General features: G+C 64.8%; 27 protein-coding genes, 1 tRNA gene and 1 riboswitch. Of the genes, 18 read left to right on the forward strand and 10 right to left on the reverse strand.

Going from position 1 to position 25909, the window contains the following annotated elements; all coding sequences use genetic code 11:
• Window positions 1-32: 32 nt before the first annotated feature.
• From AB7535_RS38640 to phoB, 7 genes are all read left to right on the forward strand, one after another.
• A complete protein-coding gene (locus AB7535_RS38640) occupies window positions 33-1331 on the forward strand; it encodes an ATP-binding protein (RefSeq protein WP_166348145.1) in 1299 nt (432 codons plus the stop codon).
• A 144-nt stretch (window positions 1332-1475) separates the two neighbouring features.
• Window positions 1476-2489, forward strand: coding sequence for a phosphate ABC transporter substrate-binding protein PstS (gene pstS, locus AB7535_RS38645; protein WP_063985930.1), 1014 nt, complete (start codon window positions 1476-1478; stop codon window positions 2487-2489).
• Between the two features lie 143 nt (window positions 2490-2632).
• Window positions 2633-3622 carry a phosphate ABC transporter permease subunit PstC gene (gene pstC / locus AB7535_RS38650; RefSeq protein ID WP_085399617.1) on the forward strand — a complete coding sequence of 330 codons (990 nt, stop codon included), beginning with the start codon at window positions 2633-2635 and terminating at the stop codon, window positions 3620-3622.
• A 1-nt stretch (window position 3623) separates the two neighbouring features.
• The gene (gene pstA / locus AB7535_RS38655) at window positions 3624-4469 is read left to right on the forward strand and encodes a phosphate ABC transporter permease PstA (RefSeq protein ID WP_063979879.1); all 846 of its coding nucleotides are present in this window, start codon (window positions 3624-3626) and stop codon (window positions 4467-4469) included.
• A complete protein-coding gene (gene pstB, locus AB7535_RS38660; protein ID WP_063979878.1) occupies window positions 4466-5287 on the forward strand; it encodes a phosphate ABC transporter ATP-binding protein PstB in 822 nt (273 codons plus the stop codon). The genes pstA and pstB overlap by 4 nt, the downstream gene beginning before the upstream one ends.
• Before the next feature lie 11 nt (window positions 5288-5298).
• On the forward strand, window positions 5299-6015 hold the full coding sequence (phoU, locus tag AB7535_RS38665) for a phosphate signaling complex protein PhoU (RefSeq protein ID WP_028155152.1): 717 nt from the start codon (window positions 5299-5301) through the stop codon (window positions 6013-6015).
• Window positions 6016-6030: 15 nt separating this feature from the next.
• Entirely contained in the window at window positions 6031-6738 is a 708-nt protein-coding gene (phoB, locus tag AB7535_RS38670; RefSeq protein WP_014491300.1) for a phosphate regulon transcriptional regulator PhoB, read from the forward strand.
• Window positions 6739-6973: 235 nt separating this feature from the next.
• Here the strand turns inward: phoB and AB7535_RS38675 are convergent, their stop codons facing one another.
• Window positions 6974-7486, reverse strand: coding sequence for a GcrA family cell cycle regulator (locus AB7535_RS38675; RefSeq protein ID WP_014491301.1), 513 nt, complete (start codon window positions 7484-7486; stop codon window positions 6974-6976).
• 456 nt (window positions 7487-7942) lie between these two features.
• On the opposite strand from AB7535_RS38675, the gene AB7535_RS38680 reads away from it, so the two are divergent.
• The 3 genes from AB7535_RS38680 (at window position 7943) to AB7535_RS38690 (ending at window position 11338) form a co-directional block, all read left to right on the forward strand.
• Window positions 7943-9151: an aspartate aminotransferase family protein gene (locus tag AB7535_RS38680; RefSeq protein ID WP_212095151.1), complete on the forward strand. Its 1209-nt coding sequence runs from the start codon at window positions 7943-7945 to the stop codon at window positions 9149-9151.
• Complete coding sequence (argF, locus tag AB7535_RS38685; RefSeq protein ID WP_014491303.1) at window positions 9151-10074, forward strand: ornithine carbamoyltransferase; 924 nt, start codon at window positions 9151-9153, stop codon at window positions 10072-10074. The genes AB7535_RS38680 and argF overlap by 1 nt, the downstream gene beginning before the upstream one ends.
• Before the next feature lie 256 nt (window positions 10075-10330).
• A complete protein-coding gene (locus AB7535_RS38690; RefSeq protein WP_085399618.1) occupies window positions 10331-11338 on the forward strand; it encodes an Hsp33 family molecular chaperone in 1008 nt (335 codons plus the stop codon).
• A 152-nt stretch (window positions 11339-11490) separates the two neighbouring features.
• Here the strand turns inward: AB7535_RS38690 and apaG are convergent, their stop codons facing one another.
• Complete coding sequence (apaG, locus tag AB7535_RS38695) at window positions 11491-11883, reverse strand: Co2+/Mg2+ efflux protein ApaG (RefSeq protein WP_014491305.1); 393 nt, start codon at window positions 11881-11883, stop codon at window positions 11491-11493.
• A 180-nt stretch (window positions 11884-12063) separates the two neighbouring features.
• On the opposite strand from apaG, the gene AB7535_RS38700 reads away from it, so the two are divergent.
• The 3 genes from AB7535_RS38700 to AB7535_RS38710 are packed head-to-tail and all read left to right on the forward strand — an operon-like array spanning window position 12064 to window position 15110.
• On the forward strand, window positions 12064-13329 hold the full coding sequence (locus tag AB7535_RS38700; protein ID WP_028155148.1) for an OpgC domain-containing protein: 1266 nt from the start codon (window positions 12064-12066) through the stop codon (window positions 13327-13329).
• Window positions 13329-14108, forward strand: coding sequence for an SGNH/GDSL hydrolase family protein (locus tag AB7535_RS38705; protein WP_063979875.1), 780 nt, complete (start codon window positions 13329-13331; stop codon window positions 14106-14108). The genes AB7535_RS38700 and AB7535_RS38705 overlap by 1 nt, the downstream gene beginning before the upstream one ends.
• A gap of 12 nt (window positions 14109-14120) precedes the next feature.
• Window positions 14121-15110, forward strand: coding sequence for an SGNH/GDSL hydrolase family protein (locus AB7535_RS38710; RefSeq protein ID WP_071909137.1), 990 nt, complete (start codon window positions 14121-14123; stop codon window positions 15108-15110).
• A 159-nt stretch (window positions 15111-15269) separates the two neighbouring features.
• Here the strand turns inward: AB7535_RS38710 and AB7535_RS38715 are convergent, their stop codons facing one another.
• A complete protein-coding gene (locus AB7535_RS38715; RefSeq protein ID WP_085399619.1) occupies window positions 15270-16466 on the reverse strand; it encodes an O-succinylhomoserine sulfhydrylase in 1197 nt (398 codons plus the stop codon).
• A 71-nt stretch (window positions 16467-16537) separates the two neighbouring features.
• Window positions 16538-16617, reverse strand: a riboswitch (SAM riboswitch).
• 80 nt (window positions 16618-16697) lie between these two features.
• Between AB7535_RS38715 and AB7535_RS38720 the strand changes: the two genes are divergently transcribed.
• The 4 genes from AB7535_RS38720 (at window position 16698) to AB7535_RS38735 (ending at window position 21127) form a co-directional block, all read left to right on the forward strand.
• On the forward strand, window positions 16698-17834 hold the full coding sequence (locus tag AB7535_RS38720; protein WP_094183942.1) for a 2'-deoxycytidine 5'-triphosphate deaminase: 1137 nt from the start codon (window positions 16698-16700) through the stop codon (window positions 17832-17834).
• Between the two features lie 114 nt (window positions 17835-17948).
• Window positions 17949-18362 (forward strand): PAS domain S-box protein, encoded by a 414-nt coding sequence (locus tag AB7535_RS38725; protein ID WP_085399638.1) that lies wholly within the window; start codon window positions 17949-17951, stop codon window positions 18360-18362.
• 104 nt (window positions 18363-18466) lie between these two features.
• Window positions 18467-19519 carry a hypothetical protein gene (locus tag AB7535_RS38730; RefSeq protein ID WP_085399620.1) on the forward strand — a complete coding sequence of 351 codons (1053 nt, stop codon included), beginning with the start codon at window positions 18467-18469 and terminating at the stop codon, window positions 19517-19519.
• A 162-nt stretch (window positions 19520-19681) separates the two neighbouring features.
• On the forward strand, window positions 19682-21127 hold the full coding sequence (locus AB7535_RS38735; RefSeq protein WP_085399621.1) for an MATE family efflux transporter: 1446 nt from the start codon (window positions 19682-19684) through the stop codon (window positions 21125-21127).
• Here the strand turns inward: AB7535_RS38735 and AB7535_RS38740 are convergent.
• The 5 genes from AB7535_RS38740 to AB7535_RS38760 form a co-directional block, all read right to left on the reverse strand.
• A complete protein-coding gene (locus AB7535_RS38740) occupies window positions 21124-21627 on the reverse strand; it encodes a hypothetical protein (protein ID WP_085399622.1) in 504 nt (167 codons plus the stop codon). The two genes, AB7535_RS38735 and AB7535_RS38740, sit on opposite strands and share 4 nt — an antisense overlap.
• A 100-nt stretch (window positions 21628-21727) precedes the next feature.
• Window positions 21728-22129, reverse strand: coding sequence for an SRPBCC family protein (locus AB7535_RS38745; RefSeq protein WP_085399623.1), 402 nt, complete (start codon window positions 22127-22129; stop codon window positions 21728-21730).
• Between the two features lie 243 nt (window positions 22130-22372).
• Window positions 22373-22732, reverse strand: a complete 360-nt coding sequence (locus AB7535_RS38750; protein ID WP_038933391.1) for a VOC family protein — start codon at window positions 22730-22732, stop codon at window positions 22373-22375.
• A 55-nt stretch (window positions 22733-22787) separates the two neighbouring features.
• A complete protein-coding gene (locus AB7535_RS38755) occupies window positions 22788-23627 on the reverse strand; it encodes a helix-turn-helix transcriptional regulator (RefSeq protein WP_085399624.1) in 840 nt (279 codons plus the stop codon).
• A 95-nt stretch (window positions 23628-23722) separates the two neighbouring features.
• Window positions 23723-24298, reverse strand: a complete 576-nt coding sequence (locus AB7535_RS38760) for a methylated-DNA--[protein]-cysteine S-methyltransferase (protein WP_063985926.1) — start codon at window positions 24296-24298, stop codon at window positions 23723-23725.
• A gap of 173 nt (window positions 24299-24471) precedes the next feature.
• On the opposite strand from AB7535_RS38760, the gene AB7535_RS38765 reads away from it, so the two are divergent.
• A tRNA-Gly gene (locus tag AB7535_RS38765) sits at window positions 24472-24545 on the forward strand.
• A gap of 372 nt (window positions 24546-24917) precedes the next feature.
• On the opposite strand, the gene AB7535_RS38770 is transcribed toward AB7535_RS38765, so the two are convergent.
• Together AB7535_RS38770 and AB7535_RS38775 are read right to left on the reverse strand one after the other, a co-directional pair.
• Window positions 24918-25385 (reverse strand): DUF2937 family protein, encoded by a 468-nt coding sequence (locus AB7535_RS38770; protein WP_439037559.1) that lies wholly within the window; start codon window positions 25383-25385, stop codon window positions 24918-24920.
• Between the two features lie 45 nt (window positions 25386-25430).
• Window positions 25431-25688, reverse strand: a complete 258-nt coding sequence (locus AB7535_RS38775; protein WP_439037560.1) for a hypothetical protein — start codon at window positions 25686-25688, stop codon at window positions 25431-25433.
• Window positions 25689-25909: the final 221 nt, after the last annotated feature.

The following is a 25909-nucleotide window of genomic DNA, read 5'->3' on the forward strand; positions in this document are numbered from 1 at the left end:
CGGCGCATCCCCTTTAGGAGAAGCCCGCCCCGATGGCGATCGACGCACCATCTTCTCCCTCCGCGCAGCCCTGGTCCGACCGGCTGCGGCACTCGACCGTTATCCTGATCGCCGCGGCGCTGGCGCTGTCGGTGGTGGTTTCGCTCGGCGAATTGTCGGTGATGCGGGCGGCCACGGTGTTCCTCTGCATCGCGGCCGCGGCGCTGATCCCCTGGCGGCTGCACGACAATGCCGCCTCGCGCGACGACACCCGCCGCGTCAACCCGGTCGAGAGCGCGGCGGTGGCCGCGGTCGTCGCCGGCATGCCGGATCCGGCGGTGCTGCTCGACCGCGCCGGGCGTGTCATCCATCTTAATGCCGCCGCCGCCCAGCTGGCGCCGGCGCTGCGCAAGAACGAGCTCGCCCAGTTCGCGCTGCGCTCGCCGGAGATCATCACGGCGCTGCGGGAGTCGATTGCGACCACCGAGCCGCGGCGCACGACCTATCTCGACCATGTGCCGGTCGATCGTTGGATGGAGCTGACCATCACGCCGGTGCCGGTGCCGACCTCCTTCGGCGGCGCCGACAAATGCATGCTGATGACCTTCCACGACCAGACGCCGCTGCGCCGGGTCGAGGAGATGCGCGCAGATTTCGTCGCCAATGCCAGCCACGAGCTGCGCACGCCGCTCGCCGCGCTGTCGGGCTTCATCGACACGCTCCAGGGCCAGGCCAAGGACGATCCCAAGGCGCGCGAGCGCTTCCTCGGCATCATGCACAACCAGGCGACCCGGATGGCCCGCCTGATCGACGATCTGCTCTCGCTCTCGCGGGTCGAGCTGTCGGCCCATGTGCGGCCCGACACCCTGGTCGACCTGCTGCCGATCATCTTCCAGGTCGCCGACGGGCTCGAGCCGCTGGCGCGGGAGCGCCAGGTCGAGGTCGAAACCAATCTGCCTGAGACCCCGGTGATGATCGCGGGCGACCGTGAGGAATTGCTCCGCCTGTTCGAGAACCTGATCGAGAACGCGCTCAAATACGGGGCGTCGGGCGGACGTGTCATCGTGTCGCTGACCGCCGCGGCAGCCACTGATGGAACTCAGGAAATCCGGGTCATGGTCCGCGATTTCGGCCCCGGCATCGCGCCCGAGCATCTGCCGCGACTGACCGAGCGGTTCTACCGGGTCGATGTCGGCGACAGCCGCTCGCAGGGCGGGACGGGGCTCGGATTATCGCTGGTGAAACATATTCTTAACCGCCATCGCGGCCGGCTTTTGATCGAGAGCGTGCCCAAGCAGGGCGCCGTTTTCACGGCCTGTTTTCCCCAGGCGAAGACCGCGGCTTCAACCTGATATTCAAGCGATTTCAATCGCTTGGCCGTGTCATCCAGCTGTCACGAAACCTTCGTAAAAGCACAGCCGACCGCTCCTAAAGGGGCGGCACGGGGAGCGCGATCGGGCGCGGATGGCGCTTCGCTCCCCTGTATGGAGACCACCATGAATTTCATCAAAACTATCGTCGCTGCCGGCTTGGTCGCCGCATCGGCGACGGCGGCGTTTGCTGCCGACATCACGGGTGCCGGTGCGACGTTCCCGTTCCCGATCTATTCCAAGTGGGCTGACGCCTACAAGAAGGAGACCGGCAACGGTCTGAACTACCAGTCGATCGGCTCCGGCGGCGGCATCAAGCAGATCCAGGCCAAGACCGTGACCTTCGGCGCCAGCGACGCGCCGCTCAAGGCCGAGCAGCTCGAAAAGGACGGCCTCGTCCAGTGGCCGATGGTGATGGGCGCCATCGTTCCGGTCGTCAACATCGAGGGCGTGAAGCCCGGCGAACTGGTGTTCGACGGCGAGACCCTGGCCAGCATCTATCTCGGCAAGATCACCAAGTGGGATGACGCCGCGATCAAGAAGCTCAATCCGAACGTGAAGCTGCCGTCGGACGCCATCACCGTGGTCCGCCGCTCGGACGGCTCGGGCACCACCTTCAACTTCACCAACTACCTCGCCAAGGCCAGCGCGGATTGGAAGAGCAAGGTCGGTGAGGGCACCGCGGTCGAGTGGCCGGTCGGCGTCGGCGCCAAGGGCAACGAAGGCGTGTCGGGCAACATCAGCCAGACCAAGAACTCGATCGGCTACGTCGAGTACGCCTATGCCAAGCAGAACAAGCTGACCTACACCGGTCTCGTCAACAAGGCCGGCAAGCCGGTGCAGCCGACGGTCGAAGCCTTCCAGGCGGCCGCTTCCAATGCCGACTGGGCCAAGGCTCCCGGCTACTACGTCATCCTGACCGACCAGCCCGGCGACAAGTCCTGGCCGATCACGGCGGCGACCTTCATCCTCATGCACAAGGATGCCACCGACAAGGCAGCCTCGCAGGAAGCCATCAAGTTCTTCCGCTGGGCCTTCAAGAGCGGCGGCAAGGCGGCTGAAGAGCTCGACTACATCCCGATGCCGGACCCGGTCGTCCAGCTGATCGAGAAGACCTGGGCTGCCGAGATCAAGAGCTAAGCGCTCTCGTCCCGGACTGGGCGCCGGGATCTCACAAGACCTCCGCTCCGGATCGGCCTCGCGCCGCATCCGGAGCGCAAGACCAACAACAAGACCGACAACAAGCGTATATCAAACGGGCACAGGGGATCGGCGTGGCAGAGATGGCCGTTCAGAGCGATGTAATCGACGACGCCGGACCGTATGACCGCGCCAAGGCCTTGGGCGCCTTCAAGCTCGGCGACCTCACCTTCTACTGGATCACGCGGCTGTCCGCGATCTCGGTGCTGCTCATCCTCGGTGGCATCATCATCTCGCTGATCGTCGGCGCGTTCCCGGCGATGAAGGAATACGGCTTCGCCTTCCTGTGGACGCAGCGCTGGGCGCCGTCGGCAGATCCGCCCGTGCTCGGCGCGCTCGGCCCGATCTACGGCACGCTCATCACCTCCTTCATCGCGATGGCGATCGCCATTCCGGTCGGTCTCGGCATTGCGATCTTTCTGACCGAGCTCTGCCCGCAATGGGCGCGCCGCCCGATCGGCATGGCGATCGAGCTGCTCGCCGGCATTCCCTCGATCATCTACGGCATGTGGGGCTTCTTCGTGCTCGGCCCGTTCCTGGCCAACACGTTCCAGCCTTTCATGATCAAGATCTTCGACGGCATCCCCGTGCTGGGCGCGATCTTCGCAGGCCCGCCGTCCTATCTCAGCCTGTTCAACGCGGCGCTGATCCTCGCCATCATGGTGCTGCCCTTCATCACCTCGATCTCGGTCGACGTGTTCAAGACGGTGCCGCCGGTGCTCAAGGAAGCCGCCTACGGCGTCGGCTGCACCACCTGGGAAGTCGTGCGCAGCGTGGTGATCCCCTACACCCGCGTCGGCGTCATCGGCGGTGTCATGCTGGCGCTCGGCCGCGCGCTCGGCGAGACCATGGCGGTGACCTTCATCATCGGCAACTCGTTCCGCATCTCGTCGTCGATCTTCGCCCCGGGCACCACGATCTCGGCGGCGATCGCATCGGAGTTCGCCGAGAGCGACGGCCTGCACCAGTCCGGCCTGATCCTGCTCGGCCTGCTGCTGTTCGTGCTGACATTCTTCGTGCTCGCGGCTGCACGGTTGATGCTGATGCGTCTTGAAAAGAAGGCGGGGAAGTAACATGAACCCGATCTACGCACGCCGCCGCCGCATGGACATCGTCATCCGTGTGCTCTGCCTGGCTGCCGCTGCCTTCGGCGTCACATGGCTCGCGCTGATCCTGATGACGCTGCTCTACAACGGCATTGCCGGCCTGAACCTGGAGCTCTTCGTTGCGGACACGCCGCCTCCGGGCTCGACCGAGGGCGGCCTGCGCAACGCCATCGTGGGTTCGATCATCATGACCGTGCTCGGCGTCGGCATCGGCGCGCCGCTCGGTCTGTTCGCCGGCACCTATCTCGCCGAGTACGGCCGCAACGACCGCCTGACCTCGGTGATCCGCTTCATCAACGACATCCTGCTCTCGGCGCCCTCGATCATCATCGGCCTGTTCATCTATGGTGCGGTGGTGGTGCCGATGCGCGGCTTCTCGGCGATTGCCGGCTGCCTCGCGCTTGCGGTGATCGTCATCCCAGTGGTGCTGCGCACGACCGAGGACATGCTGCTGCTGGTGCCGAACGCACTGCGTGAGGCGGCCTCGGCGCTCGGCCTGCCGCGCTCGCTGGTGATCAAGCGCATCGCCTATCGCGCGGCGCGCTCGGGCCTCATCACCGGCGTGATGCTGGCCACCGCCCGCGTCGCCGGCGAGACCGCGCCGCTGCTCTTCACCGCGCTGTCGAACCAGTTCTTCAGCCTGGGTCTGAACAAGACGATGGCGAACCTGCCGGTCACCATCAACAATTTCGTGCAGAGCCCCTACGCCTACTGGAAGCAGCTCGCCTGGAGCGGCGCGCTGCTCATCACCCTGACCGTTCTTGCCCTGAATATTGGCGCGCGCATTCTGAGCGCCGAGAGGACCGCAAAATGAGTGATCTTTCCGTATCGATGAGCGCGGCCGGTGGTTTGCCGCAGGCGCCGGTGCTGCCCGAAGCTCCGGCCAAGGTGACGGTGCGCAACCTCAATTTCTATTACGGCGAGCACCACGCGCTGAAGAACATCAATCTGGCGCTCGGCACCAACCGCGTCACGGCGTTCATCGGCCCGTCGGGCTGCGGCAAGTCGACCCTGCTGCGCATCTTCAATCGGATGTACGACCTCTATCCGGGCCAGCGCGTCACCGGTCAGCTCATGCTCGACCAGACCAACGTCCTCGACCCCAAGCTGGACCTCAATCTGCTGCGCGCCCGCGTCGGCATGGTGTTCCAGAAGCCGACGCCGTTCCCGATGACGATCTACGAGAACATCGCCTTCGGCATCCGCCTTTACGAGAAGATCTCGAAGTCCGAGATGGACGACCGCGTCGAGAAGGCGCTGCGCGGCGGCGCGCTGTGGAACGAGGTCAAGGACAAGCTCAACGCCTCCGGCCTGTCGCTCTCCGGCGGCCAGCAGCAGCGCCTCTGCATCGCCCGCACGGTCGCGGTGCGGCCCGAGGTGATCTTGTTCGACGAGCCCTGCTCGGCGCTCGACCCGATCTCGACCGCCAAGGTCGAGGAGCTGATCCAGGAGCTGTCCGAGAACTACACGATCGCGATCGTCACCCACAACATGCAGCAGGCGGCGCGCGTCTCCGACAAGACCGCCTTCATGTATCTCGGCGAGCTGATCGAGTTCGACGACACCAGCAAGATCTTCACGTCGCCGACCGACCGGCGCACGCAGGATTACATCACCGGCCGGTTCGGCTGAGGAGACGGAACATGGGTTCTGAACATACCGCAAAGGCCTTCGACACCGACCTCCAGGAGCTCACGCGCCTGGTCGCCGAGATGGGCGGCATCGCCGAGCGCATGATCGTCGATTCCGTCGACGCGCTGATCCGCCGCGACGTCGCGCTCGGCCAGCGCGTCGTGACCATCGACGCCGAGCTCGACGCGCTCCAGAAGAAGATCGAGGAGCGCGCCGTTCTCACCATCGCGCGCCGCCAGCCGATGGCGGTGGATCTGCGCGAGATCGTCGGCGCCATGCGCGTCGCGACCGATCTCGAGCGGATCGGCGACCTCGCCAAGAACATGGGCAAGCGCGTCGCGGCGCTGGAGACGGATTTCCATCCGCTCAAGCTGTTCCGCGGCCTGGAGCACATGACCGACCTCGTGCAGCAGCAGGTCAAGTCGGTGCTGGACGCCTATGCCGCGCACGATCTGCCGGCGGCGATGGCGGTGTGGAAGGGCGACGAGGAAGTCGACGCCATCTGCACCTCGCTGTTCCGCGAGCTCCTCACCTACATGATGGAGGATCCGCGCAACATCTCGTTCTGCATCCATCTGATGTTCTGCGCCAAGAACATCGAGCGCATCGGTGACCACGCCACCAACATCGCCGAGACCGTGTTCTACATGATCGAGGGCCAGGCGATCACCGACAAGCGGCCGAAGGGCGACATGACGACCTTCGCCACGACGGTCCCGAACACTTAAGGAGCGACGAACACCATGGGCGCACGCATTATGGTGGTTGAGGACGAGGAAGCTCTCACCGAGCTTCTCCGCTACAACCTCGAAGGCGACGGCTATGACGTCGAGACGGTGATGCGCGGCGACGATGCCGACACCCGCCTCAAGGAGCATATCCCCGATTTGATCGTGCTCGACTGGATGCTGCCGGGCCTCTCCGGCATCGAGCTGTGCCGGCGGCTGCGCACCCGGCCCGAGACCAAGCAGCTCCCGATCATCATGCTCACCGCGCGTGGTGAGGAGAGCGAGCGGGTGCGGGGTCTTGCGACCGGCGCCGACGACTACATCGTCAAGCCGTTCTCGGTGCCGGAGCTGCTGGCACGCGTGAAGGGCCTGCTCAGGCGCGCCAGCCCGGAGCGGCTCGCCACCGTGCTCGCCTATGGCGACATCGAGCTCGACCGCGACAAGCGCCGCGTGGCACGCTCGGGCCGGCCGATCGATCTCGGCCCGACCGAATATCGCCTGCTGGAGTTCTTCCTGGAGCATCCCGGCCGCGTGTTCTCGCGCGAGCAGCTGCTCGACAGCGTCTGGGGCCGTGACATCTACATCGACGAGCGCACCGTCGACGTCCATATCGGCCGTCTGCGCAAGCTGCTCAATCTCGGCCGCGAGCAGGACCCGATCCGCACCGTCCGCGGCGCGGGCTACGCACTGGACGATCGCTTTGCGAAGGCGGAGCAGGCGTAGCTCGGTGAGCTGCGGCCACACTCTCGGTGTCGTCCCGGACAAGCGTAAGCGCGGGTCCGGGACACCCACCGCGAGTGATTATTGTGCCAAAAGGTAACTCCGAGTCCCCGTAGCCACATCTTGCGGTGGTTAAGGGTCCCGGATCTGCGTGCGCTTGAGGCGCGCTTGTCCGGAACGACATCGGATTTGTTGAGCCGCCATCGTGTGACGGCTCCTTTCTGAGCTCAGAACGACTTCAGCGCGGACCTGGCTTCGCCGGCGCGCGCCGGCGATCGGCCGCGGGCTGATACGCCACGCGCGAGTGCTGGGCGCAGTAGGGCAGGCCGGAGAGCGCCTTGCCGCCGCAGAAGAAGAAATCCGGGCTCGAGGGATCGCCGACCGGCCAGTGGCAGGTGGCCTCGTTCAGCTCCAGCAGCGACAGCCGCTGGCTCATCGGCACGACGTTGTCGTAGGTGACCGGTTCGGCCTCGACCTCGACTTCGAAGGCCTGCGCCAGCGCGGTGTTGCCGCGTGCGATCGGGCGGGTCACCCGCATCATGTGCTGGGCGGGGCGCGCCTTGCGCGGCCGCGGCGCTGCCGATGAAGGGCTCTTGGCGCGGCCCGACAGGCCGAGCCGGTGCACTTTGCCGATCACGGCATTGCGGGTCACATTGCCGAGTTCAGCGGCGATCTGGCTGGCCGAAAGTCCGGCCTCCCAGAGCTTTTTCAGCTGCTCGACGCGATCATCCGACCAGGTCAAAACGGTCATTGCACCCTTTCCTTCGCCGGCGCCTGCCATCCTGGCGGCCGCACGGCGAATGCCTAAGCTTCGAAAAACCCGTGCCGCCAGAATCCCTTAAGGCTCGCCGGGCGCACCAGATGCGCCCGAACGCTTACGCCGGTACATGAGGACTTAGAGGATCAGAACTGCTGCACGAGATGTCGTATCTGACAAGCCAAACGCTACAATATGGCGTGACTCACGCGCAAGAGTCCGCCGACTCGCTTCCACATGTTCCGTGGCGGAAATACGCAAAATCGCCACCGCAAGACTACGGATTTTGCGTTTCGCGAGGCTTTCCGGGCGGCATTGACACCGGTTTCACCAGGCATAAGATAGTCACACGTGCCGCCCTTAAAAGGCGGCACGTTTCGTTTTCCGGGCCGGTCAATGGTGCGTTGCGCAATGCACGCTCACACCGTCCGCAACATTCAAGTGATCGTCATGACTAACAGCGCAGCGCCGCATTTGCTCCCCGTTTTCGCCAGGTCCGACCTCGGTTTCGAGCGCGGTGAAGGCTGCTGGCTGATTGCGACCAATGGCGATCGCTATCTCGATTTCACCTCGGGCGTGGCGGTGAATGCGCTCGGCCATGCTCATCCTGCGTTGGTCAAGGCGTTGCAGGAGCAGGCCACCAAACTCTGGCACATGTCGAACCTGTTCCAGAGCCCGGACGGCGAGAAGCTCGCCGCGCGTCTGTGCAACGAAAGCTTCGCGGACTTCGTGTTCTTCTGCAATTCCGGCGCCGAAGCGCTGGAAGGTGTGATCAAGCTCGTCCGCCATCATCACTTCTCCAAGGGTCATCCGGAACGTTACCGCATCATCACCTTCGAAGGCGCCTTCCACGGCCGCACGCTGGCAACGCTCGCCGCGACCGGTTCGGCAAAATATCTCGAAGGGTTCGGCCCGCCGATGGACGGCTTCGACCAGGTCCCGCATGGCGATATCGAAGCCGTCAAGAAGGCGATCGGTCCGCAGACCGCCGGCATCCTGATCGAGCCGATCCAGGGCGAGGGTGGCGTGCGTTCGGCAACGCCCGCCTTCCTGAGGGCGTTGCGCCAGCTCTGCGACGAGAAGGGCCTGCTGCTCGCGTTCGACGAGGTGCAGACCGGCATGGGCCGCACCGGCGATCTGTTCGCGCATCGCCGCACCGGCGTCACGCCTGACGTGATGTCGCTGGCCAAGGCGCTCGGTGGCGGCTTCCCGATCGGCGCGGTGCTGGCGACCGCGGATGCGGCTGCCGGCATGGGGCCCGGCTCGCACGGCTCGACCTTCGGCGGCAATCCGCTCGCGATCTCGGCTGCCAACGCCGTGCTCGACGTCATGCTCAAGCCCGGCTTCTTCGATCACGTGCAGAAGATGTCGCTGCTGCTCAAGCAGAAGCTCGCCTCCGTGATCGATCGTTATCCCGACATCGTCAGCGAAGTGCGCGGCGAAGGCCTTCTGATCGGCATCAAGGCCGTGGTGCCGTCAGGCGATCTCGGCGCGGCATTGCGCAACGAAAAATTGCTCACGGTCGGCGCCGGCGACAATGTCGTGCGCTTCCTGCCGCCCTTGATCGTCACCGAAGCCGAAATCGAGGACAGCGTCGGGCGGCTGGAGCGCGCCTGCGCCGCGATCTCGTCCAGTCAGACCAAGCGGGCGGCAAGCTGATGAGCAAGTCCCCGAAGCACTTTCTGGATATCAACGAGCTCCCGTTGTCGGAGCTCAAGAGCATGCTCGCGGCCTCCTCCGCCATGAAGGCGAAGCAGAAAGCGCACCAGCCGGTGAAGCCGCTGGAAGGCAAGACGCTGGCGATGATCTTCGAGCGTCCCTCCACCCGCACCCGCGTCTCGTTCGACGTCGCCATGCGCCAGCTCGGCGGCGAGCCCATCATGCTGACCGGCGCCGAGATGCAGCTCGGCCGCGGCGAGACCATCGCCGACACGGCGCGCGTGCTGTCGCGCTATGTCGACGCCATCATGATCCGGATCCTCAATCATGAGGCCCTGCTGGAGCTGGCGGAATATGCGACGGTACCCGTCATCAACGGCCTGACACGGCGCTCGCACCCTTGCCAGGTGATGGCCGACCTCATGACCTACGAAGAGCATCGCGGCCCGATCGAGGGCAGGACGGTGGCCTGGACCGGCGACGACAACAACGTGCTGGCGTCCTGGGCGCATGCCGCCGAGCGCTTCAAGTTCAAGCTCAATGTCGCGACGCCGCCGGAGCTTGCGCCGAAAAAGGTGATGCGGGACTTCATCAAGGCCACCGGCGCGCCGATCGTGCTCGGCACCGATCCCGAGGCCGCCGTGAAGGGCGCCGACTGCGTCGTCACCGACACCTGGGTGTCGATGGGCGACAAGGAAGGCGAGCACCGTCACAACGTGCTCAAGCCCTATCAGGTCAATTCGAAGCTGATGTCGCTGGCCAAGCCCGATGCGCTGTTCATGCATTGCCTGCCCGCCCATCGCGGCGAGGAGGTCACGGACGAAGTGATCGACGGCCCGCAATCGGTCGTGTTCGACGAGGCCGAAAACCGCCTGCATGCGCAGAAGGGCATTCTGGCCTGGTGCTTTGACGCGGTGAAGTAATCTCACTTGTAGCCCGGATGGAGCGCAGCGAAATCCGGGTTTGTGTCCGCAGTTGGAGTGGTCCCGGATTGGGCTACGCTCCATCCGGGCTACGCGGGCTATCGCGTAATCCTGTGGCTATGGGTCCCGTATCAGCGCTTTGCGCGCGCCGGGACGACATCGAATTTGCAGGATCCTGAGCGATCATAAGTGCATCCGGAACACACCACCCTTGAGCCCTCTTCCATTTTCCTCCATCGACCCCAGATAAAGCGCCATGGTTTCCCAATCCCCTGACATGAATACCGGGCCTGAAGGCCCGGTTCGCGCACCATCAGCGGTTCCCATCGATGACGCCGTGCTGCCTTACGAGGTCGACGCACTCGACGTGCGCGGCCGCCTCGTGCGGCTCGGTCCCGCGCTCGACGAGATCCTGACCAAGCACGATTATCCCGCTGCCGTGGGCAAGCTGCTCGGCGAGGCCATCGTGCTGACGACGCTGCTCGGCTCGGCGCTGAAGTTCGAGGGCCGCTTCATCCTCCAGGCCCAGACCGACGGTCCGGTGTCGTTCCTGGTCGTCGACTACATGGCGCCGGATCGCCTGCGCGCCTATGCGCGCTACGATGCCGAGCGCCTCGGCGAGACAAAAGATTCCGGCACGCTTCTCGGTAACGGTCATCTCGCCATGACCATCGACCAGGGTCCCGACATGAGCCGCTACCAGGGTCTGGTCGCGCTCGACGGCGGCAGCCTGGAAGATGCCGCCCACGAATATTTCCTGCGCTCCGAGCAGATCCCGACGCGCGTGCGTCTCGCGGTCGGCGAGGAGTGGCGCTCGAACGACGGCGGCAAGCATCGCTGGCGCGCCGGCGGCATGCTGATGCAGTTCCTGCCGAAGGCGCCCGAGCGCGCGCGGCAGGCCGATTTGCATCCCGGCGATGCGCCCGAAGGCGCGGAGGTGCATGCTGTCGCCGAAGACGACGCCTGGGTCGAGGCGCGTTCGCTGGTCGAGACCGTCGAGGACGTCGAGCTGATCGACCCCGAACTCTCCGGCGAGCGGCTGCTGTTCCGCCTGTTCCACGAGCGTGGCGTGCGCGTGTTCAATCCGCTGGTGCTGAAGGCGCAATGCTCCTGCTCGCGCGACGCGGTTGGTGCGATGTTGAAGAGCTTCTCGCCCGACGACCGCGCCGCCATGGTCAAGGACGACAAGGTCGTCGTGACCTGCGAGTTCTGCTCGTCGGTGTACCAGTTCACGCCGCACGAGGCCGGCGTGGAAGACGCGTAGGCGTCGCATCCTCCGTCGTTGCGCGCGCAGCGAAGCAATCCAGTCGTAGGGTGGGCAAAGCGCAGCGTGCCCACTATCTTATGCGCCACGTTTGGAATGGTGGGCACGGCGCTTTGCGCCTTTGCCCACCCTACGGCGCCTACGGCACCGGGCTAATTCAACACCCGCTTGTTGTCCGGGCTGTCCAGCGAGAACGTCGGCACGTCGATCTCGAAGCGTTCGCCGCTTTCACTGACCATCTGGTAGCGGCCGGTCATGAAGCCCGAGGCGGTCGCGAGCGGCACGCCGGAGGTGTATTCGAAGCGCTCGCCGGGAGCCAGGGTCGGCTGCTCGCCGACGACGCCCTCGCCCCTGACCTCCTGCTGGCGGCCGGTGGCGTCGGTGATGATCCAGTGCCGCGTCTTCAGCTGCACGGTTTCGTCGCCGGAATTGGTGATGACGATGGTGTAGGACCAGAAATAGCGGGAGCGGTCAGCCGACGACTGCTCCGGAACAAAGTTCGGCTCGACGGTCACTTCGATCTGGCGGGTCACGGCGCGATACATGGCGGCCATCATAACGAAAACCCGGCCGGGAACCAACGCCCGCAGGCGGTTTTGGTGACATCGTGCCGCCAGAATTGCCGAGGAAGTAGACCCAATGTGATCCGGCCGCTTTGCGAGACGACGGCCGGACCTGTACACTCCATGACACGTCGCGATTTGCGGAAGGGTTTCGAACCCCCGATGACCATTGCCGACCAAGTGACGGGATCGACGATCGCGGGAACCGGCAAGCCTGCGGAGGCCAGACCTGCGGAGGCGAAGCCGCGCTCCGCCGCGCCGGCCATCACGCTGCCCGCCATCGGCGAGCGCGAGCTCCGGCTCGACCTGTTCCGCGGGCTCGCGCTGTGGCTGATCTTCGTCGACCATCTGCCGCCGAGCCTTTTGACCTGGTTCACGATCCGCAATTACGGCTTCAGCGACGCCACCGAGATCTTCATCTTCATCTCCGGCTACACCGCGGCGTTCGTCTACGGTCGTGCCATGCTCGAAAGCGGCTTCGTCGTCGCCACCGCGCGCATCCTGCGGCGCGTCTGGCAGATCTATGTCGCCCACGTCTTTCTGTTCACGATCTTCCTCGCCGAAATCTCCTACGTTGCGACCAGGTTCGAGAACCCGCTCTACACCGAAGAGATGGGCATCATGGATTTCCTCAAGCAGCCCGATGTCACGATCGTGCAGGCGCTGCTGCTGCGCTTTCGTCCGGTCAACATGGACGTGCTGCCGCTCTATATCGTGCTGATGCTGGCGCTGCCCTTGATCTTGTGGCTGATGAAATGGCGGCCCGACGTGACGCTCGGCCTCTCGGTCGTGCTCTACGCGGTGACCTGGGAATACGACCTCTATCTGTCGGCCTATCCGAACGGCTTCTGGGCGTTCAATCCCTTCGCCTGGCAATTGCTTTTCGTATTCGGTGCATGGTGTGCGCTCGGAGGTGCGCGACGCATGTCGCGCATCCTGGCGTCCCGCGTCACGATGTGGATATCGATCGCCTATCTCGTCGCGGCGTTCTACGTGACGCTGACCTGGTATGTGCCGCAGCTCTCCCACTTCATGCCGAGGCGGCTCGAGCAGTGGATGTATCCGATCGACAAGGCCGATCTCGACGTGCTGCGCTTCACGCATTTCCTGGCGTTCGCCGCACTCACCGTTCGCTTCCTGCCCCGGGAATGGCCGGGCCTGAAATCGCCCTGGCTGCGGCCGCTGATCCTCTGCGGCCAGCATTCCCTGGAGATCTTTTGTCTCGGCGTCTTCCTCGCCTTCGCCGGCCATTTCATCCTGGCCGAAGTCTCCGGCGGCGCAGCCATGCATGCGCTGATTAGTCTCTCCGGAATCCTGATCATGTGGGGCGTTGCCTGGGTGATTTCGTGGTACAAGCGCGTGGCTGACAAGAGCGGTGCGAAAACCAAAAACGCCGTCGGCAACGCCGATCTGGCGGGAGGGGGCTGATGAAGGCGAAGGTTCTCCTGAGCCTGGTCCTGCTGTGCGGTAACCTCGCCGCGCCCCTGGCGCGCGCGGGCGATGCCGTGCCGGCTGCTCCGGCCGCGCCCCCAGCCTGCGAATTGCCATCCTATCTGCTCACCACTGAAAGCCAGCTTCCGAGGGTCGCCGATGCCATCAAGGCCGGCAAACCGCTGGAAATCCTGGTCATTGGCAGCCGTTCGACCACGATTCCGGCCTCGGAGGACAGCTCCTATCCGGCGCGCATGCAGGCCATCCTGCAGGACAGGTTGCTGCCGTCGGAGACTGTGCACGTCTCCGTAGAAATACAGAGCAAGAAGACGGCCGAGGAGGCGGCCGCCACCTTCGTTAAGCTGATGGAAGCAAAAAGGCCTACTTTGGTCATCTGGCAGACCGGGACTGTGGATGCTATCCGAGCGATTGATCCCGATGATTTTCGCGGGGCGGTGACCGAAGGGGTTTCCGCGCTGCAAAAAGCAGGGGCTGACGTCGTGTTGATGAACTTGCAGTACAGCCCGCGTACCGAAACCATGATCTCGGTGCCGCCCTATCTCGACAATATGCGGGTGGTGGCGCAGGAGCATGACATCCCGCTGTTCGACCGTTTCGCGATCATGCGGCAGTGGAATGATCAGGGTCAGTTCGACCTGTTCAGCCCGTCCCGCGGGCCAGAGCTGGCGAAACAGGTCCATGACTGCCTCGGCCGGGCGTTGGCACAGTTTGTGATCGACGCAGCCCATCTGGGGCCGGCCCAGCAGCAAAATTGAGGTCTAGCGTTAATGAGTTCTCTCCGCCCTTTTTGGTTGACGGCATGGCTGGCTGCGCCCGCGGCGGCTCTGCTGCTCCTGACGCCGGTGTCGCTGGCACCAGTGCAGGCGCAGGCCACGCAGGCAACGCCCGCGCCGCAGCAGGCCGCTAGTCCGGCTTCCGCTTCGCCCTCCCAGACCACCGTCGCCGCGACGTCCCACGAGCAGCGCGGCGTGACCGCCCGCGCCATCGACAAGGTGAAGCAGGTCGCGAAATCCGCCGGGGACATTTTCAGCCGCGTGCCCTGCCTCACGCCGAAGGGGGGCTCGAAGGCGATGGGCTCGCTGCCGCATGTCGCGGGCAAGCTCGTCGCCGGCAAACCCGTCGTGATCGTCGCGTTCGGCTCGTCGTCGACGGCAGGCTATGGCGCGAGCTCGCCCGATTTCAACTATCCGAACCGTCTCGCCGCGCAGCTCCGCCGGCAATATCCGACCGCCGACATCACCGTCATCAACGCCGGCGTCGGCGGCGAGGACGCGCCCGAGATGATGAAGCGCCTCCAGAAGGAGGTGATCGACGTGCATCCGGATCTCGTGATCTGGCAGGTCGGCACCAATGCGGTGCTGCGCAATCTCGATCCCGGTGACACCGCCAAGATGGTCGAGGACGGCATCTCCCGCATCCAGGCCGCTGGCGGCGCCGACATCGTGCTGGTCGATCCGCAATATTCGCCGGCCGTCAACCAGCGCAAGGAGAGCGCCGGCAAGATGGTGCACCTGCTCGGCAAGGTCGCCGAGCTCCGTCACGTCGGCATCTTCCCCCGCTTCGAGGTGATGCGCGACTGGCACGAGAATCAATCGATCCCGGTCGAGAGTTTCGTGATCGCCGACGGCCTGCATATGAACGATTGGGGCTATGCCTGCTTCGCGCAGATCCTCGGCGACGACATCATCCGCTCCGTCGGCCAGATCAAGCTCGGCGTCAACGTGCCCGCCGACGTGCGGACGTATCGGCCGATGTAGCTCGGTGCCGTAGGGTGGGCAAAGGCGCGCTCTTCGCGCGCCGTGCCCACCATCTATCGGCGATATGATCGTGAATGGTGGGCACGCTTCCGCCTTCGCTCTTCGAGCTACGGCGGACAAGTCGCTTTGCCCACCCTACGTTCCGAGCTCGTGAAGCCCTCACGCCTTCTCCAGCGCCGCAGTCAGATCCTCGATCAGATCATCCGCATGCTCGAGCCCCGCCGAGAAGCGGATGAAGCCCTCGCTGATTCCGAGCGCGGCGCGGTCTTCCGGCTTGAGGCGCTGATGCGTCGTGGTCGCCGGATGCGTGACGAGGCTCTTGGCATCGCCGAGATTGTTCGAGATTTTTGCAAGCTTGAGCTCGTTGAGCACGCGGAACGCACCCTGCTTGCCGCCCTTGACCTCGAAGCCGACCAGCGTCGAGCCGCCGCGCATCTGCTTCTTCACGAGAGCTGCCTGCGGATGATCGGCGCGGCCGGGATAGACCAGGCGCGAAATCTTCGGATGGCTCGCCAGCACGTCGGCGATGCGTCCCGCCGTCTCGGTCTGCGCGCGCACGCGTACGCCGAGCGTTTCCAGGCCCTTGAGCAGGACCCACGCGTTGAACGGCGAGATCGACGGGCCGGTCTGGCGCATGAAATTGTGGATGTGCTCGGCGATGAACGCTTCCGACGACAGGATGATGCCGCCGAGACAACGGCCCTGGCCGTCGATGTGCTTGGTCGCGGAATAGACCACGACGTCGGCCCCTAACGCGAGCGGGCTCTGCCAGATCGGCGTCGCGAACACGTTGTCGACGACGAGCCGCGCGCCGCCGCTGTGCGCGATCTCGGCGATCCCTGGAATGTCGAGCACGTCGAGCGTCGGGTTGGTCGGGCTCTCCAGGAAGAACGTCTTGGTGTTCGGCCGCAAGGCGCGCTGCCACTGGTCGAGATCGGCTCCGTCGACCAGCGTCGTCTCGATGCCGTAGCGCGGCAAGAGATCCTGAATGACGTAGAGACAGGAGCCGAACAGGGCGCGCGAGGCCACCACATGATCGCCGGCCTTCAGCGGCGCCAGGATCGCGGTCGTCACCGCGGCCATGCCGGTCGCGGCCGAGCGGGCGGCTTCGGCGCCTTCGAGCTCGATCATGCGGCGCTCGAACATCGAGATGGTCGGGTTGGAATAGCGCGAATAGATGAAGCCGGGGTCCTCGCCCTTGAACCGCGCCTCGCACTCCTCGGCGCTGTTGTAGACGTAGCCCTGGGTCAGGAACAGCGCCTCCGACGTCTCGCCATATTGCGAGCGCAGGGTGCCGGAATGGACCAGGCGGGTTTCGGGACGGTATTGCGTGGTGGACGCCGGGGACTTCGACATAGGACCTCCTCTGCGTGACCATCGAAAATGGTCACAAAAAAACCGGCCTGGATAACTTCCACGGGCCGGGATCACAGAGGTCCCCGGCCTGTTTAGCGACTTATTTAACGTGGCTGCAAGCCGGCCGGCTCAAATCACCACGGGATAAGTGATGCTCATATTCCGCAATGGCCTTTCCGTCAAGGCGTCCATCGGATAGCCGTAAAAGGCTGCTATTTCCCGCATGTCCGGATGCATTTGACCCCTGACGAGGACCCCCGGTTGAGCTTCACGGTTGCCGCCGACGCCAATGGTATCCTGCCCGACCGCATGATCGCGGCGATGGCGAAGGCGGGCCTCATCCTGCCCGCTTATGACTTCGTCGAAAGCCAGATCCAGCCGGCGAGCCTCGACCTTCGCCTCGGCGACATCGCCTATCGCGTTCGCGCCAGCTTCCTGCCGGGTCCCGGCGCGACCGTCGCCGAGCGCATCGACGAGTTAAAGCTGCACGAGTTCAGCCTCGCCGATGGCGCAGTGCTGGAGACCAACTGCGTCTACATCGTGCCGCTCTTGGAAAGCCTGGCGCTGCCGCCGGAGATCGTCGCCGCCGCGAACCCGAAAAGCTCGACCGGCCGGCTCGATGTCTTCACCCGTGTCATCGCCGACGGCACCCGACGCTTCGACATGATCGGCGCCGGCTATCACGGCCCGCTCTACGCCGAGATCAGCCCGAAGACGTTTCCGGTACTGGTCAGCGAGGGCTCGCGCCTGAGCCAGGTACGCTTCCGCACCGGAGATGCCATCCTCAACATCGACGAGCTCGAGGCGCTGCATGCGACCGAGCGTCTCGTCGATCTCGACGATGCCGATCTCACCGGCGGCGTTGCCGTCTCCGTCGACCTCTCCGGCGAGAAGGCCAACGGCTTCGTCGGCTATCGCGCCAAGCGCCACACCGGTGTCGTCGACGTCGACCGCCGCTCCGGCTATGCGGTGGAGGATTTCTGGGAACCGATCTCGGCGCGTCCCGACGGCAGCCTGATCCTCGACCCCGGCGAGTTCTACATCCTCGCCTCCAAGGAAGCCGTGCAGGTGCCGCCCGACTACGCCGCGGAGATGGTGCCGTTCGATCCCCTGGTCGGCGAGTTCCGCGTGCACTATGCCGGCTTCTTCGATCCCGGCTTCGGCTATGCCGGAGCTGGCGGGCAGGGATCGCGCGCCGTGCTCGAAGTGCGCTCGCGCGAGGTGCCGTTCATTCTCGAGCACGGCCAGATCGTCGGCCGTCTCGTCTACGAGAAAATGCTGGCGCGCCCCGACGCGATGTACGGCCAGCGCATCGGCTCGAACTACCAGGCGCAGGGCCTCAAACTATCGAAGCATTTTCGGGTGTAGCTCCACACTCTACTGTCATGCCCCGGCTTGACCGGGGCATCCAGTACGCCGCAGCCCCTCGATTGACTACTGCCGGGATGCAAGCTGAAATCCGGCTGCATGCGAGGTGGCGAGATGAGTGTTCAATCCGAACTCGACGCAAGAATCCTCGACGACGTCGCGGACGCGCTGATCTATTCGGATCGCTCTGGCACCATCACGCGCTGGAATCGTGCATCGACCGCCTTGTTCGGCTTCTCCGCCGACGAAGCGCTCGGCCAGAACCTCGATCTGATCATTCCCGAACATCTGCGCGCCGCGCACTGGAAGGGCTTCGAAGCTGCGCTTGCCACCGGGGCGATGAAGCTTGCGGGCAGGCCGACGCTGACCCGCGCGCTGCACCAGAGCGGACGCAAGCTCTACATCGAGATGACCTTCGCGCTGGTGCGCGATGCCGGTGGTGCCGTGGTCGGATCGGTCGCGATGGCGCGCGACGTCACCGAACGCGTCGAGCGCGAGCGTGGGGCCAGGCTTGCGCAAAATTCGTGATGCGGAATTGACGGGCTGGCGTGCAGGGCGCTCTGCCTGAGCGTCAGGTTGCCTCGTACAGGTCGCAGTGACACACTCGATCAAAACAACGATCGGGAGCGAACATGACCGCCGCAACAGACGCAGCACAAGAAGCGCAATGGAAGCGCTGGCGCGCGGTCGCCGACCTCTATCACGCCTATTTCACCGGACTCATCCTCACCGTCGTCACACGGCGCGGCACGGCGGATGCTGCCGAATTCGTCTTCCGCGTGTTTCGCCGCCAGCAGCAGGAGCGCTTCCTGCCGGGGCTCGAAAAGCTCGGTCTCAATCATCTGCCGCCGGCGGTGGCCGCCGCGCAATATCATTATCTCTCCAACTGGATCGGCGGCGTGCATGTCGAGTACATGTATGAGAGCGACCGCAAAGCCTGGATCCGCTATCCGCCGCCGCGCTGGATCTGGAAGGGCACCGCGATCTGCGGCGTGCCGGGTGAGGTCAGCCGCGCGATGCTGCGCGGCTGGCACGCCAACAATGGCGTCGCGCTCGGCGATACCAGGCTCGGCTTCGTCTGCACCAAGCAGAGCGTCGACGGTCAGGATGGGCTCGAAGGCTATTATTATCAGTACGACCACCAGCTCGGGCTGGATCAACGCCTGGTGTTCGCGCGCCATCTGGAAGCGCCGTTGTTCGACGCTAAAGCCGCGCCTGCCTTGCCCGTCGCGAGTTGGCCGAAGCCGCGGCTGGAAAAGGCCTACCGCAACTACGCGATGGAATATGTGCGCACCGCCGCGCCCGTCATGGTGCAATTGTTCGGCCCCGAAGACGCCGGCTATCTCCTGCACCTCACTGGCAAGCTGATCGGGATGCAGTATTTTGACGAGGTCGCCGCGGCGCTGTCTATGAGCCGTGGTGGCGCCAGCGAGTTCGCAGCGTTCCTGAACGCTCTGTTTGCCGCGCAGGATGACGCTGCCGAGACGACGGCATCAGAAGGCACGTTTGAATTTCGTCAGCAGAGCTGGAAGCTGATGGATGACGTCGCCGACTATCATCGCGTCTGCACCAGGGTGCTGGAAGGGTTGTTCGAGGGGCTCGCTGCCGGATGCGGGCGGCACATCGGCGTGCACCTGCGCCCGACAGCGGGCGGTCAGCCGCCGCTGGTGTGGACCATTGAGTAATTCCATCTGTTGAAATGCGCTGCCGCAGGGCACGCCTGCATCCGGCGCAGGAGGAATCGGCAATTGTCGTGCTAAGCCTGTCGCCGCGCCTTCCGCGCGAAGAAATTTATTGGCACACCTACGCATTGCCGCGCCGCGAATGGCCTGCGCCCGGGAGAGGACATGTCCGACATCGCCGAAATCCCGGTCGATGAACAAGAGCGTCCGTTGCCGCCGCCTCCGCGGCCGGTACGAAGCGCGCTGATGGACGGGCCGATTCTGCGCACGCTGCTCGGACTCGCCTGGCCGAACGTGGTCGCGCTGTCGGCCGGCACCTGTGTGGTGATAGCGGAGACCTCCTATATCGGCAGGCTCGGCGTCGAGGCGCTGGCGGCAATGGCGCTGGTGTTTCCGACAGTGATCCTGACCATGACGATGTCCGGCGGGGCAATGGGCGGCGCCGTGGCGTCGGCCATCGCGCGGGCGCTCGGCGCAGGCGACCGCGAGCGCGCCGGCACGCTCGCCGCGCATGCGCTCTTGATCGGCATCACCTTCGGCCTCGTCTTCATGCTGGGCATGCTGATCTTCGGGCCCAAGGTGCTGGAAATGCTTGGTGGCCGCGGGGATGTGCTGACGCATGCGGTCGCCTACACACAGGTGTTTTTTGGCGGGGCCGTGCTGCCGTGGCTGCTCAACACCATGGCCGGCGTGTTGCGCGGCACTGGCAACATGAAGCTGCCCTCGCTGTTGATGCTGAATTCCGCGGTCATGCAGGTCGTGCTTGGCGGCACGCTGGGCCTCGGGCTCGGGCCCGTGCCGCAGTTCGGCATGCGCGGCGTCGCGGCCGGCTCGCTGATCGCCTATTCCATGAACATCTGTGTGATGGGCTGGTACCTGTTCTCCGGCCGCGCCCGAATCGTACCGAAACTGCGCGGGCTGCGCGTTCAATGGGCGATGTTCTTCGATATCCTGAAGGTCGGCGCCATCGCCTGCTTCTCGCCGCTGCAATCGGTGCTGACGATCTCGATCTTCACCCACATGCTGGCAAAGTTCGGCACTGCGATCCTCGCCGGCTACGGCATCGGCGCGCGGCTGGAATTTTTGCTGACCTCGATCGCGTTCTCGTTCGGCATCGCTTCGGTGCCGATGATCGGCATGGCGATCGGCGCGGTGCGCATCGCGCGCGCCCGGCGCATCGCCTGGATCGCCGGTGCGAGCGCGTTCGTCGCCGTCGGCGCGCCGGCGTGCCTCGTCGCGCTGTTCCCAGATCTCTGGGTCAACATCTTCACCGACAGCGCCACCGTGCGCGCGACCAGCCATGAATATCTGTCGACGGTGGCGCCGTTCTACGCCTTCATCGGGCTCGCCTCGACAATGTATTTCTCGTCGCAGGGCGCGGCCAAGGTGATCGGGCCGGTGCTGGCGCAGACCGCGCGCCTGATCTACATCGCGGCGATCGGCTGGTGGCTGTCGACGCATGATGCCACCGCGCAGAGCTTCTTCTGGCTGGCCGCGAGCTCGATGGTCGTGCTCGGCCTGCTCTCGTGCTCCAGCGTGGTGCTGACACGCTGGGGGCCGCGCGAGACGAAACCTGCGATCAGGCCTGCGCTTTCGGGCGTTGCAGACTAGCGGTGTCTGTGGCGGCGATGGCCGCCACCGCCGCCGACATTGGCGAGCCGCATCAGCTGCGGAATCATCGCCATCATGTCGCCGCCGCCGGAACCACCCAGCATACCCATGATGTCGCCGCCACCCATGCCGCCCATTCCGGTCGGCATGTAGCCGCCTGCGCCCATCGGCGTGTAGTCGCCGTAGTTCGGCGCGCCGAAGCCACCGCCGAAATTGCCGCCACTCAGGCTGCCGCCGCCCCCCATCATGCCGCCGAGCCCGCCGCCGCCGTTCTCCATCATGCGGCTCATCATCGGACCCATGGTCTGCATCAGCATGGCGAAGCGGCGCTTGCCCATCTTCGCCTTCATCATCTCCAGCATCGGCGCCATCTGGGTCATCATGTCCTCGCCGCCGGCGCCTCCGCCGCCGAGGAACTGCGCCTTTGCCGGCGCGCTCGAGATCGAAAATAGCAGCAGCACGGCGGCCGCCTGGCAGATCACCTTATCCGCACCTCTCATGGCCTGCTCCTCGCGTGCGTGGCTCCGCCGGGAGAGCGGAGCCAACCGGACGCACGCGGCCATGGTTAGGGTCGGCGAGGGCAGGGCTCTGTGAGAAAGATCACGCAGCCACAGCCGGGAACGCCCGGTGTATCGCGGCGACGGCGTCCTTGGTCTGCCCCTGGACGTAAGCCGCAAGCTCGTTCGGCAGCATGTCGATGATCCAGACAAGGCGGCAGCTCGCCTCGCCCTCGGCGATCACCTGCACCGAGGCGCTGTAATGCCTGAGCCGCTCGTTGTTGATGGCGTAGACCAGCCGCTGTCGCGCATCGTCGCAATCGACCAGCACCTCGCGCGCCACTGATCCATTGGCGAAGGTGACGATGCGTGCATCACCGTCGAGCGTGCAGGCGGTGACGAAGCCCGGCGCCAGCCGCTGAGGCAGCGCGCCGAAATCGCGTACGGCGTCCCAGACGTCGCGGGCCGGGACGGGGAGGGAAATGTCGTTGTGGATGGAGGCCATGGTAGATTCCTATAATTTGGAGAAACAAGCGAGCCATCATCTCAGGCGTCATCGTCCGACTTGCCGCCTTCGCTAAGGCTTCGGCGGCCAAGTGAGTTCTTGGCCCGGCGAAGCCTTGGCGGAGACGGGATCGGGCGATCCAGTATTCCAGAGGCCGCTGTGATTGAATCGAGAAGCCGCGGCGTACTGGATGCCCCGGTCAAGCCGGGGCATGACAGCGTGTGAGGCGATGGCGGCCGACGCTCACACGCAAACCGCCTCGATGTTGTTGCCATCGGGATCGATCAGGAACGCCGCGTAGTAGGTCGGGCTATAGTCCTTGCGCGGGCCGGCGCCGCCATTGTCACGGCCGCCGCTCTTCAAGCCTTCGCTGTGGAATGCCTTGACCGCATCATGGTCCTTGGCGCGAAACGCGATATGCGCGCCGTCGGCCTTGCGTCCCTTGTTCAGGTGCAGCCAGAGCGCCGGCTCGCCCTTCGGCCCGAAGCCCGCATAGCCGTCGCCGCTCGAGCACAGGGCGTAGCCGAGCGGCGCAAGCACCGCGGTGTAGAAGCGCGTGGCGGCGTCGAGGTCGGCAACACGCAGTCCGATGTGGTCGTACATGATCGTCTCCATTGCAAAGCGCGCCGCGACTGGCGCGCGCCGGAGACGACCCTATTCAGTTGAGGGTAGCGCGCTCTTGGAGAATCTTGCGCTCGCCCTTCGACGCCTGCCGAAACTTCGTCGGCGACACGCCGGCGGCGCGATGGAAGGTGCGGACGAAATTGGAGAGATCGCCGAAGCCGACGTCATAGGCGACGTCGGTGACCGCGATGTCATCATCTGTCAGCAGCCGCGCCGCGTGGCGTAGCCGCGAGCGCACCAGATATTGATGCGGGGTGACGCCGAGCACGGCCGAGAACAGCCGCAGGAAATGGAACGGGCTGAGGCCCGCCTGCCGCGCCGCCTGTTCGAGGTCGACCTCGGCATGCGAGTTGGCGTCGATCCACAGCGCGGCTTCGACTGCGCGGCGGCGGTCGCGTGCGGTGGGCGTGGCCGGCTTGCGCGCCTTGCCCGAGACGACATCGATGAAGCGGCCGGCGAGAATTTGACCGACCTCGTCGAGACCGAGGTCGCTGTTGCCATCTGCCGCCGTCTGGGCGAGCTCGCCCAGCACCATCAGCTCCGGCAGCGGCGGTGTCGCGCCGACCTGCCAGATCTCGCGTCGTCCCCCGAGGGCATCGACCAGGTCTTCGCTGAAGAAGAAGCCCAGGCAGACGTCGCCGCTGACATGCTCATGCGTGCAGGTGTATTCCTCGCGGGGAGCGCCGACCAGCATCGAGCCCGCCACCAGCTCGAAGAAGCCGGCGCGGCACTGGCAGCCGAAGCTGCCGGAGCGAACATACGCAATGGAATGGCCGGTGCGGCACTCCGCGAACGGCTTGTCGTCCGGTCCCGCATCGCAGCGAAACTCCGAGACCGTCATCGATTGCGTGGTCAGCAGCGTGGTCGCATCCATGCCACCCATCTAGGCATGATCCGGACAAGTGTGTAGCGGTTGTCCGACAAGATCATGCCCAAAAAACAAAGCTAAGGTGCGATTGCGATCGCGCCTTAGCTGGGCCTCGGTGGGGCAACGGGCAGCAGCACCTCGAACAGCGTCTTGCTCGCGACCGGATGGGCGCCCTCGAGCGCAAGCAGCCGCCGCTTGGAGATCACCCCGCCGTAAGGCGAGAGCCGGTCGGCGTAATTGCCGGCCTCCAGCACCCGGTGGCAGGGCACGATCAGCATGTAGGGATTTTTGGCGATCGCCTGCGCCACCGAATGCGCGGCGCCGGAGGCGCCCAGCGCCTTGGCGATCTCGTGATAGGTGCGCGTCTCCCCGCGCGGAATGGCGCAGGCGGCTTCATAAACGCGCCGGTGGAAGCCGGGGACGCCGCCGGCGTCCAGGCTGACCTCGGAAAAATCAGGGTCGCCGCCCTGCAGCAAGCCTGCGATGCCCTCGATCGCAAGCTCGGCATTCAGCGGAGGCTGCTGCTCGCGCGCCTCGGGATGGACCGCGAAAATCCGGCGGCGGGTATCGATCTCCCGCGCCTCCGGCAATTGCACGGCGACCACGCCGGTGCTGCTCCAGACGATGCCGCAGCGCCCTATGGCCGTGTTGAATATCGTGTAGCCACGCCCCAGCATGCACACGCCCCACTCAGTGCACGTCTCTCCCCAGACGCGCGATCATAACACCGCCACAATCCGGCGCACCCAAAATCTTGCCAGGACGTTAACAACCGTCCGGCCGGCCGCGCCAAAGCGCTTGGCGAGCGGCGCCGTCTCGGCTAATCAGGGTTGGCGTGAGATGCGCATTCGCGGGCGTAGTTCAATGGTAGAACGGCAGCTTCCCAAGCTGCATACGAGGGTTCGATTCCCTTCGCCCGCTCCAATACACCAACTGCGGTTTTATAAGGCATTTTCTCAGCTTTTTGAAAGCGATGCAGTCGTGTGCGGTCGTAGTCCGTACAACTCTCGTACAAATTTGCACTAGATGTTGGCTGCGGCGGTGGAATTGCGGGTTGTGAGCTGAAGGTGATCTTCTGGGGGCGAGTTCTATAGCGGGGATGAGAATCCCTCCCTCTCCGCCATAATAAAACGGCTTCGAGAAAGCCCCGTAAAATCAGGTCTTACTGCACGCCAGGAGCTTCTGGTGTGGCCCCGAGGTGTAGCCCCTCGGGGTAGCCCTAATTTGCCACGGTGGTCCGCGAGTTGCAACGTGGCCGAGCCGACGGACCTGACGGCATCGGAGCGAAATTGGCGATCAAGCTTCCTGCATTCTCGTGAATCCGAAAGCCACCGCCCACGTGAAGCCGAGCGACGCGATGAAGCCGAGCAGAGTGAACAGGATCGCATCCATCGAAAGCGGCAGAGCGAATTCGAAATCCCTCCACGTGCGAGCGGCGATTTCCCGATCGGCGCCCGTCGCGAGCGCGATGATGCGCGTGAACGCGCCCCTTGCACTCATCGCGATGTGCTGCGCACGTAGGTGCGCAAGACGATCGATCGTTTCGGATATCCTCGTTCCCTGATCCCGGACCAACTGCTCGGAATTTCGACCCATGAGGGCGAGCGCCCCCTGGCGATCGTATCCCGAGCGTCGTGAATCGTCGTCGAAGTGATCGACGATGCGTTGCAGTTCCTCGATTGCGCCGCCGATACGCTGCGCGTATTGCTGCGCGAATTCGGGCGCCTGCCCGATCAGTATGGCCCGGAAAGGCGGAGACAGCAACGAGAAGCCAAGTACGCATTCCGGACCGCCGCGAGATGTTTTCGATCAGGCCGCCATTGATCCCGACATGATGTCGTCGCGATCGATGTCCCGATCGGCGGCGAAATCGTAGAGCCGACCGATGCGACGGCCGTCCCAGCGGAATCGATAGTGGGCGCCTTGGACGCCCCGTTCGACGAGGACGTCCCGGTTGAAGATGCTGATGAAGTCGTAGCCTGGTAGATCGGCGATCCTGAAAAGCGCGCCATGCCCGCCGTCTTCGTACAGCCGCCTTCCGAGCATCCAGCGTGCGATCTGCGTCATGTCGGAAGCCAGCCCGGATGGGCCGGCGGCCAGACGGCATATGCTGGATCTGCTCACGCTTAACGGCGCAACATCGGGCCTAGCGTGCGCTACGTTGTTTCTCTGGTTCAGCAAAGCTGTCGGGATCGGGGGCGACGGCAGCACCTATTGAGGCGGTGCGGCAAGAGACGGACAACATTCCTGTCCGGCGGTCTCTCCGAACTCTATCCAGCTGCTTGAGG

This window comes from Bradyrhizobium sp. 956_D2_N1_4 (genome assembly GCF_052076025.1).
In the GTDB taxonomy this organism is placed as follows: domain Bacteria; phylum Pseudomonadota; class Alphaproteobacteria; order Rhizobiales; family Xanthobacteraceae; genus Bradyrhizobium; species Bradyrhizobium barranii.

What these genes read in the sequence shown, in the direction of transcription:
- AB7535_RS38675 (WP_014491301.1), bottom strand. Translation starts at nt 7,486, where the DNA reads ATGACCGTTTTGACCTGGTCGGATGATCGCGTCGAGCAGCTGAAAAAG.
- AB7535_RS38735 (WP_085399621.1), top strand. Translation starts at nt 19,682, where the DNA reads ATGTCCGACATCGCCGAAATCCCGGTCGATGAACAAGAGCGTCCGTTG.
- AB7535_RS38715 (WP_085399619.1), bottom strand. Translation starts at nt 16,466, where the DNA reads ATGTCGAAGTCCCCGGCGTCCACCACGCAATACCGTCCCGAAACCCGC.
- AB7535_RS38690 (WP_085399618.1), top strand. Translation starts at nt 10,331, where the DNA reads ATGGTTTCCCAATCCCCTGACATGAATACCGGGCCTGAAGGCCCGGTT.
- AB7535_RS38640 (WP_166348145.1), top strand. Translation starts at nt 33, where the DNA reads ATGGCGATCGACGCACCATCTTCTCCCTCCGCGCAGCCCTGGTCCGAC.
- AB7535_RS38745 (WP_085399623.1), bottom strand. Translation starts at nt 22,129, where the DNA reads ATGGCCTCCATCCACAACGACATTTCCCTCCCCGTCCCGGCCCGCGAC.
- AB7535_RS38725 (WP_085399638.1), top strand. Translation starts at nt 17,949, where the DNA reads ATGAGTGTTCAATCCGAACTCGACGCAAGAATCCTCGACGACGTCGCG.
- AB7535_RS38755 (WP_085399624.1), bottom strand. Translation starts at nt 23,627, where the DNA reads ATGGATGCGACCACGCTGCTGACCACGCAATCGATGACGGTCTCGGAG.
- argF (WP_014491303.1), top strand. Translation starts at nt 9,151, where the DNA reads ATGAGCAAGTCCCCGAAGCACTTTCTGGATATCAACGAGCTCCCGTTG.
- apaG (WP_014491305.1), bottom strand. Translation starts at nt 11,883, where the DNA reads ATGTATCGCGCCGTGACCCGCCAGATCGAAGTGACCGTCGAGCCGAAC.
- AB7535_RS38750 (WP_038933391.1), bottom strand. Translation starts at nt 22,732, where the DNA reads ATGTACGACCACATCGGACTGCGTGTTGCCGACCTCGACGCCGCCACG.
- pstC (WP_085399617.1), top strand. Translation starts at nt 2,633, where the DNA reads ATGGCCGTTCAGAGCGATGTAATCGACGACGCCGGACCGTATGACCGC.
- AB7535_RS38760 (WP_063985926.1), bottom strand. Translation starts at nt 24,298, where the DNA reads ATGCTGGGGCGTGGCTACACGATATTCAACACGGCCATAGGGCGCTGC.
- pstA (WP_063979879.1), top strand. Translation starts at nt 3,624, where the DNA reads ATGAACCCGATCTACGCACGCCGCCGCCGCATGGACATCGTCATCCGT.
- phoB (WP_014491300.1), top strand. Translation starts at nt 6,031, where the DNA reads ATGGGCGCACGCATTATGGTGGTTGAGGACGAGGAAGCTCTCACCGAG.
- AB7535_RS38740 (WP_085399622.1), bottom strand. Translation starts at nt 21,627, where the DNA reads ATGAGAGGTGCGGATAAGGTGATCTGCCAGGCGGCCGCCGTGCTGCTG.
- AB7535_RS38710 (WP_071909137.1), top strand. Translation starts at nt 14,121, where the DNA reads ATGAGTTCTCTCCGCCCTTTTTGGTTGACGGCATGGCTGGCTGCGCCC.
- AB7535_RS38730 (WP_085399620.1), top strand. Translation starts at nt 18,467, where the DNA reads ATGACCGCCGCAACAGACGCAGCACAAGAAGCGCAATGGAAGCGCTGG.
- AB7535_RS38680 (WP_212095151.1), top strand. Translation starts at nt 7,943, where the DNA reads ATGACTAACAGCGCAGCGCCGCATTTGCTCCCCGTTTTCGCCAGGTCC.
- pstS (WP_063985930.1), top strand. Translation starts at nt 1,476, where the DNA reads ATGAATTTCATCAAAACTATCGTCGCTGCCGGCTTGGTCGCCGCATCG.
- AB7535_RS38720 (WP_094183942.1), top strand. Translation starts at nt 16,698, where the DNA reads ATGCATTTGACCCCTGACGAGGACCCCCGGTTGAGCTTCACGGTTGCC.
- phoU (WP_028155152.1), top strand. Translation starts at nt 5,299, where the DNA reads ATGGGTTCTGAACATACCGCAAAGGCCTTCGACACCGACCTCCAGGAG.
- AB7535_RS38700 (WP_028155148.1), top strand. Translation starts at nt 12,064, where the DNA reads ATGACCATTGCCGACCAAGTGACGGGATCGACGATCGCGGGAACCGGC.
- AB7535_RS38775 (WP_439037560.1), bottom strand. Translation starts at nt 25,688, where the DNA reads ATGACGCAGATCGCACGCTGGATGCTCGGAAGGCGGCTGTACGAAGAC.
- pstB (WP_063979878.1), top strand. Translation starts at nt 4,466, where the DNA reads ATGAGTGATCTTTCCGTATCGATGAGCGCGGCCGGTGGTTTGCCGCAG.
- AB7535_RS38705 (WP_063979875.1), top strand. Translation starts at nt 13,329, where the DNA reads ATGAAGGCGAAGGTTCTCCTGAGCCTGGTCCTGCTGTGCGGTAACCTC.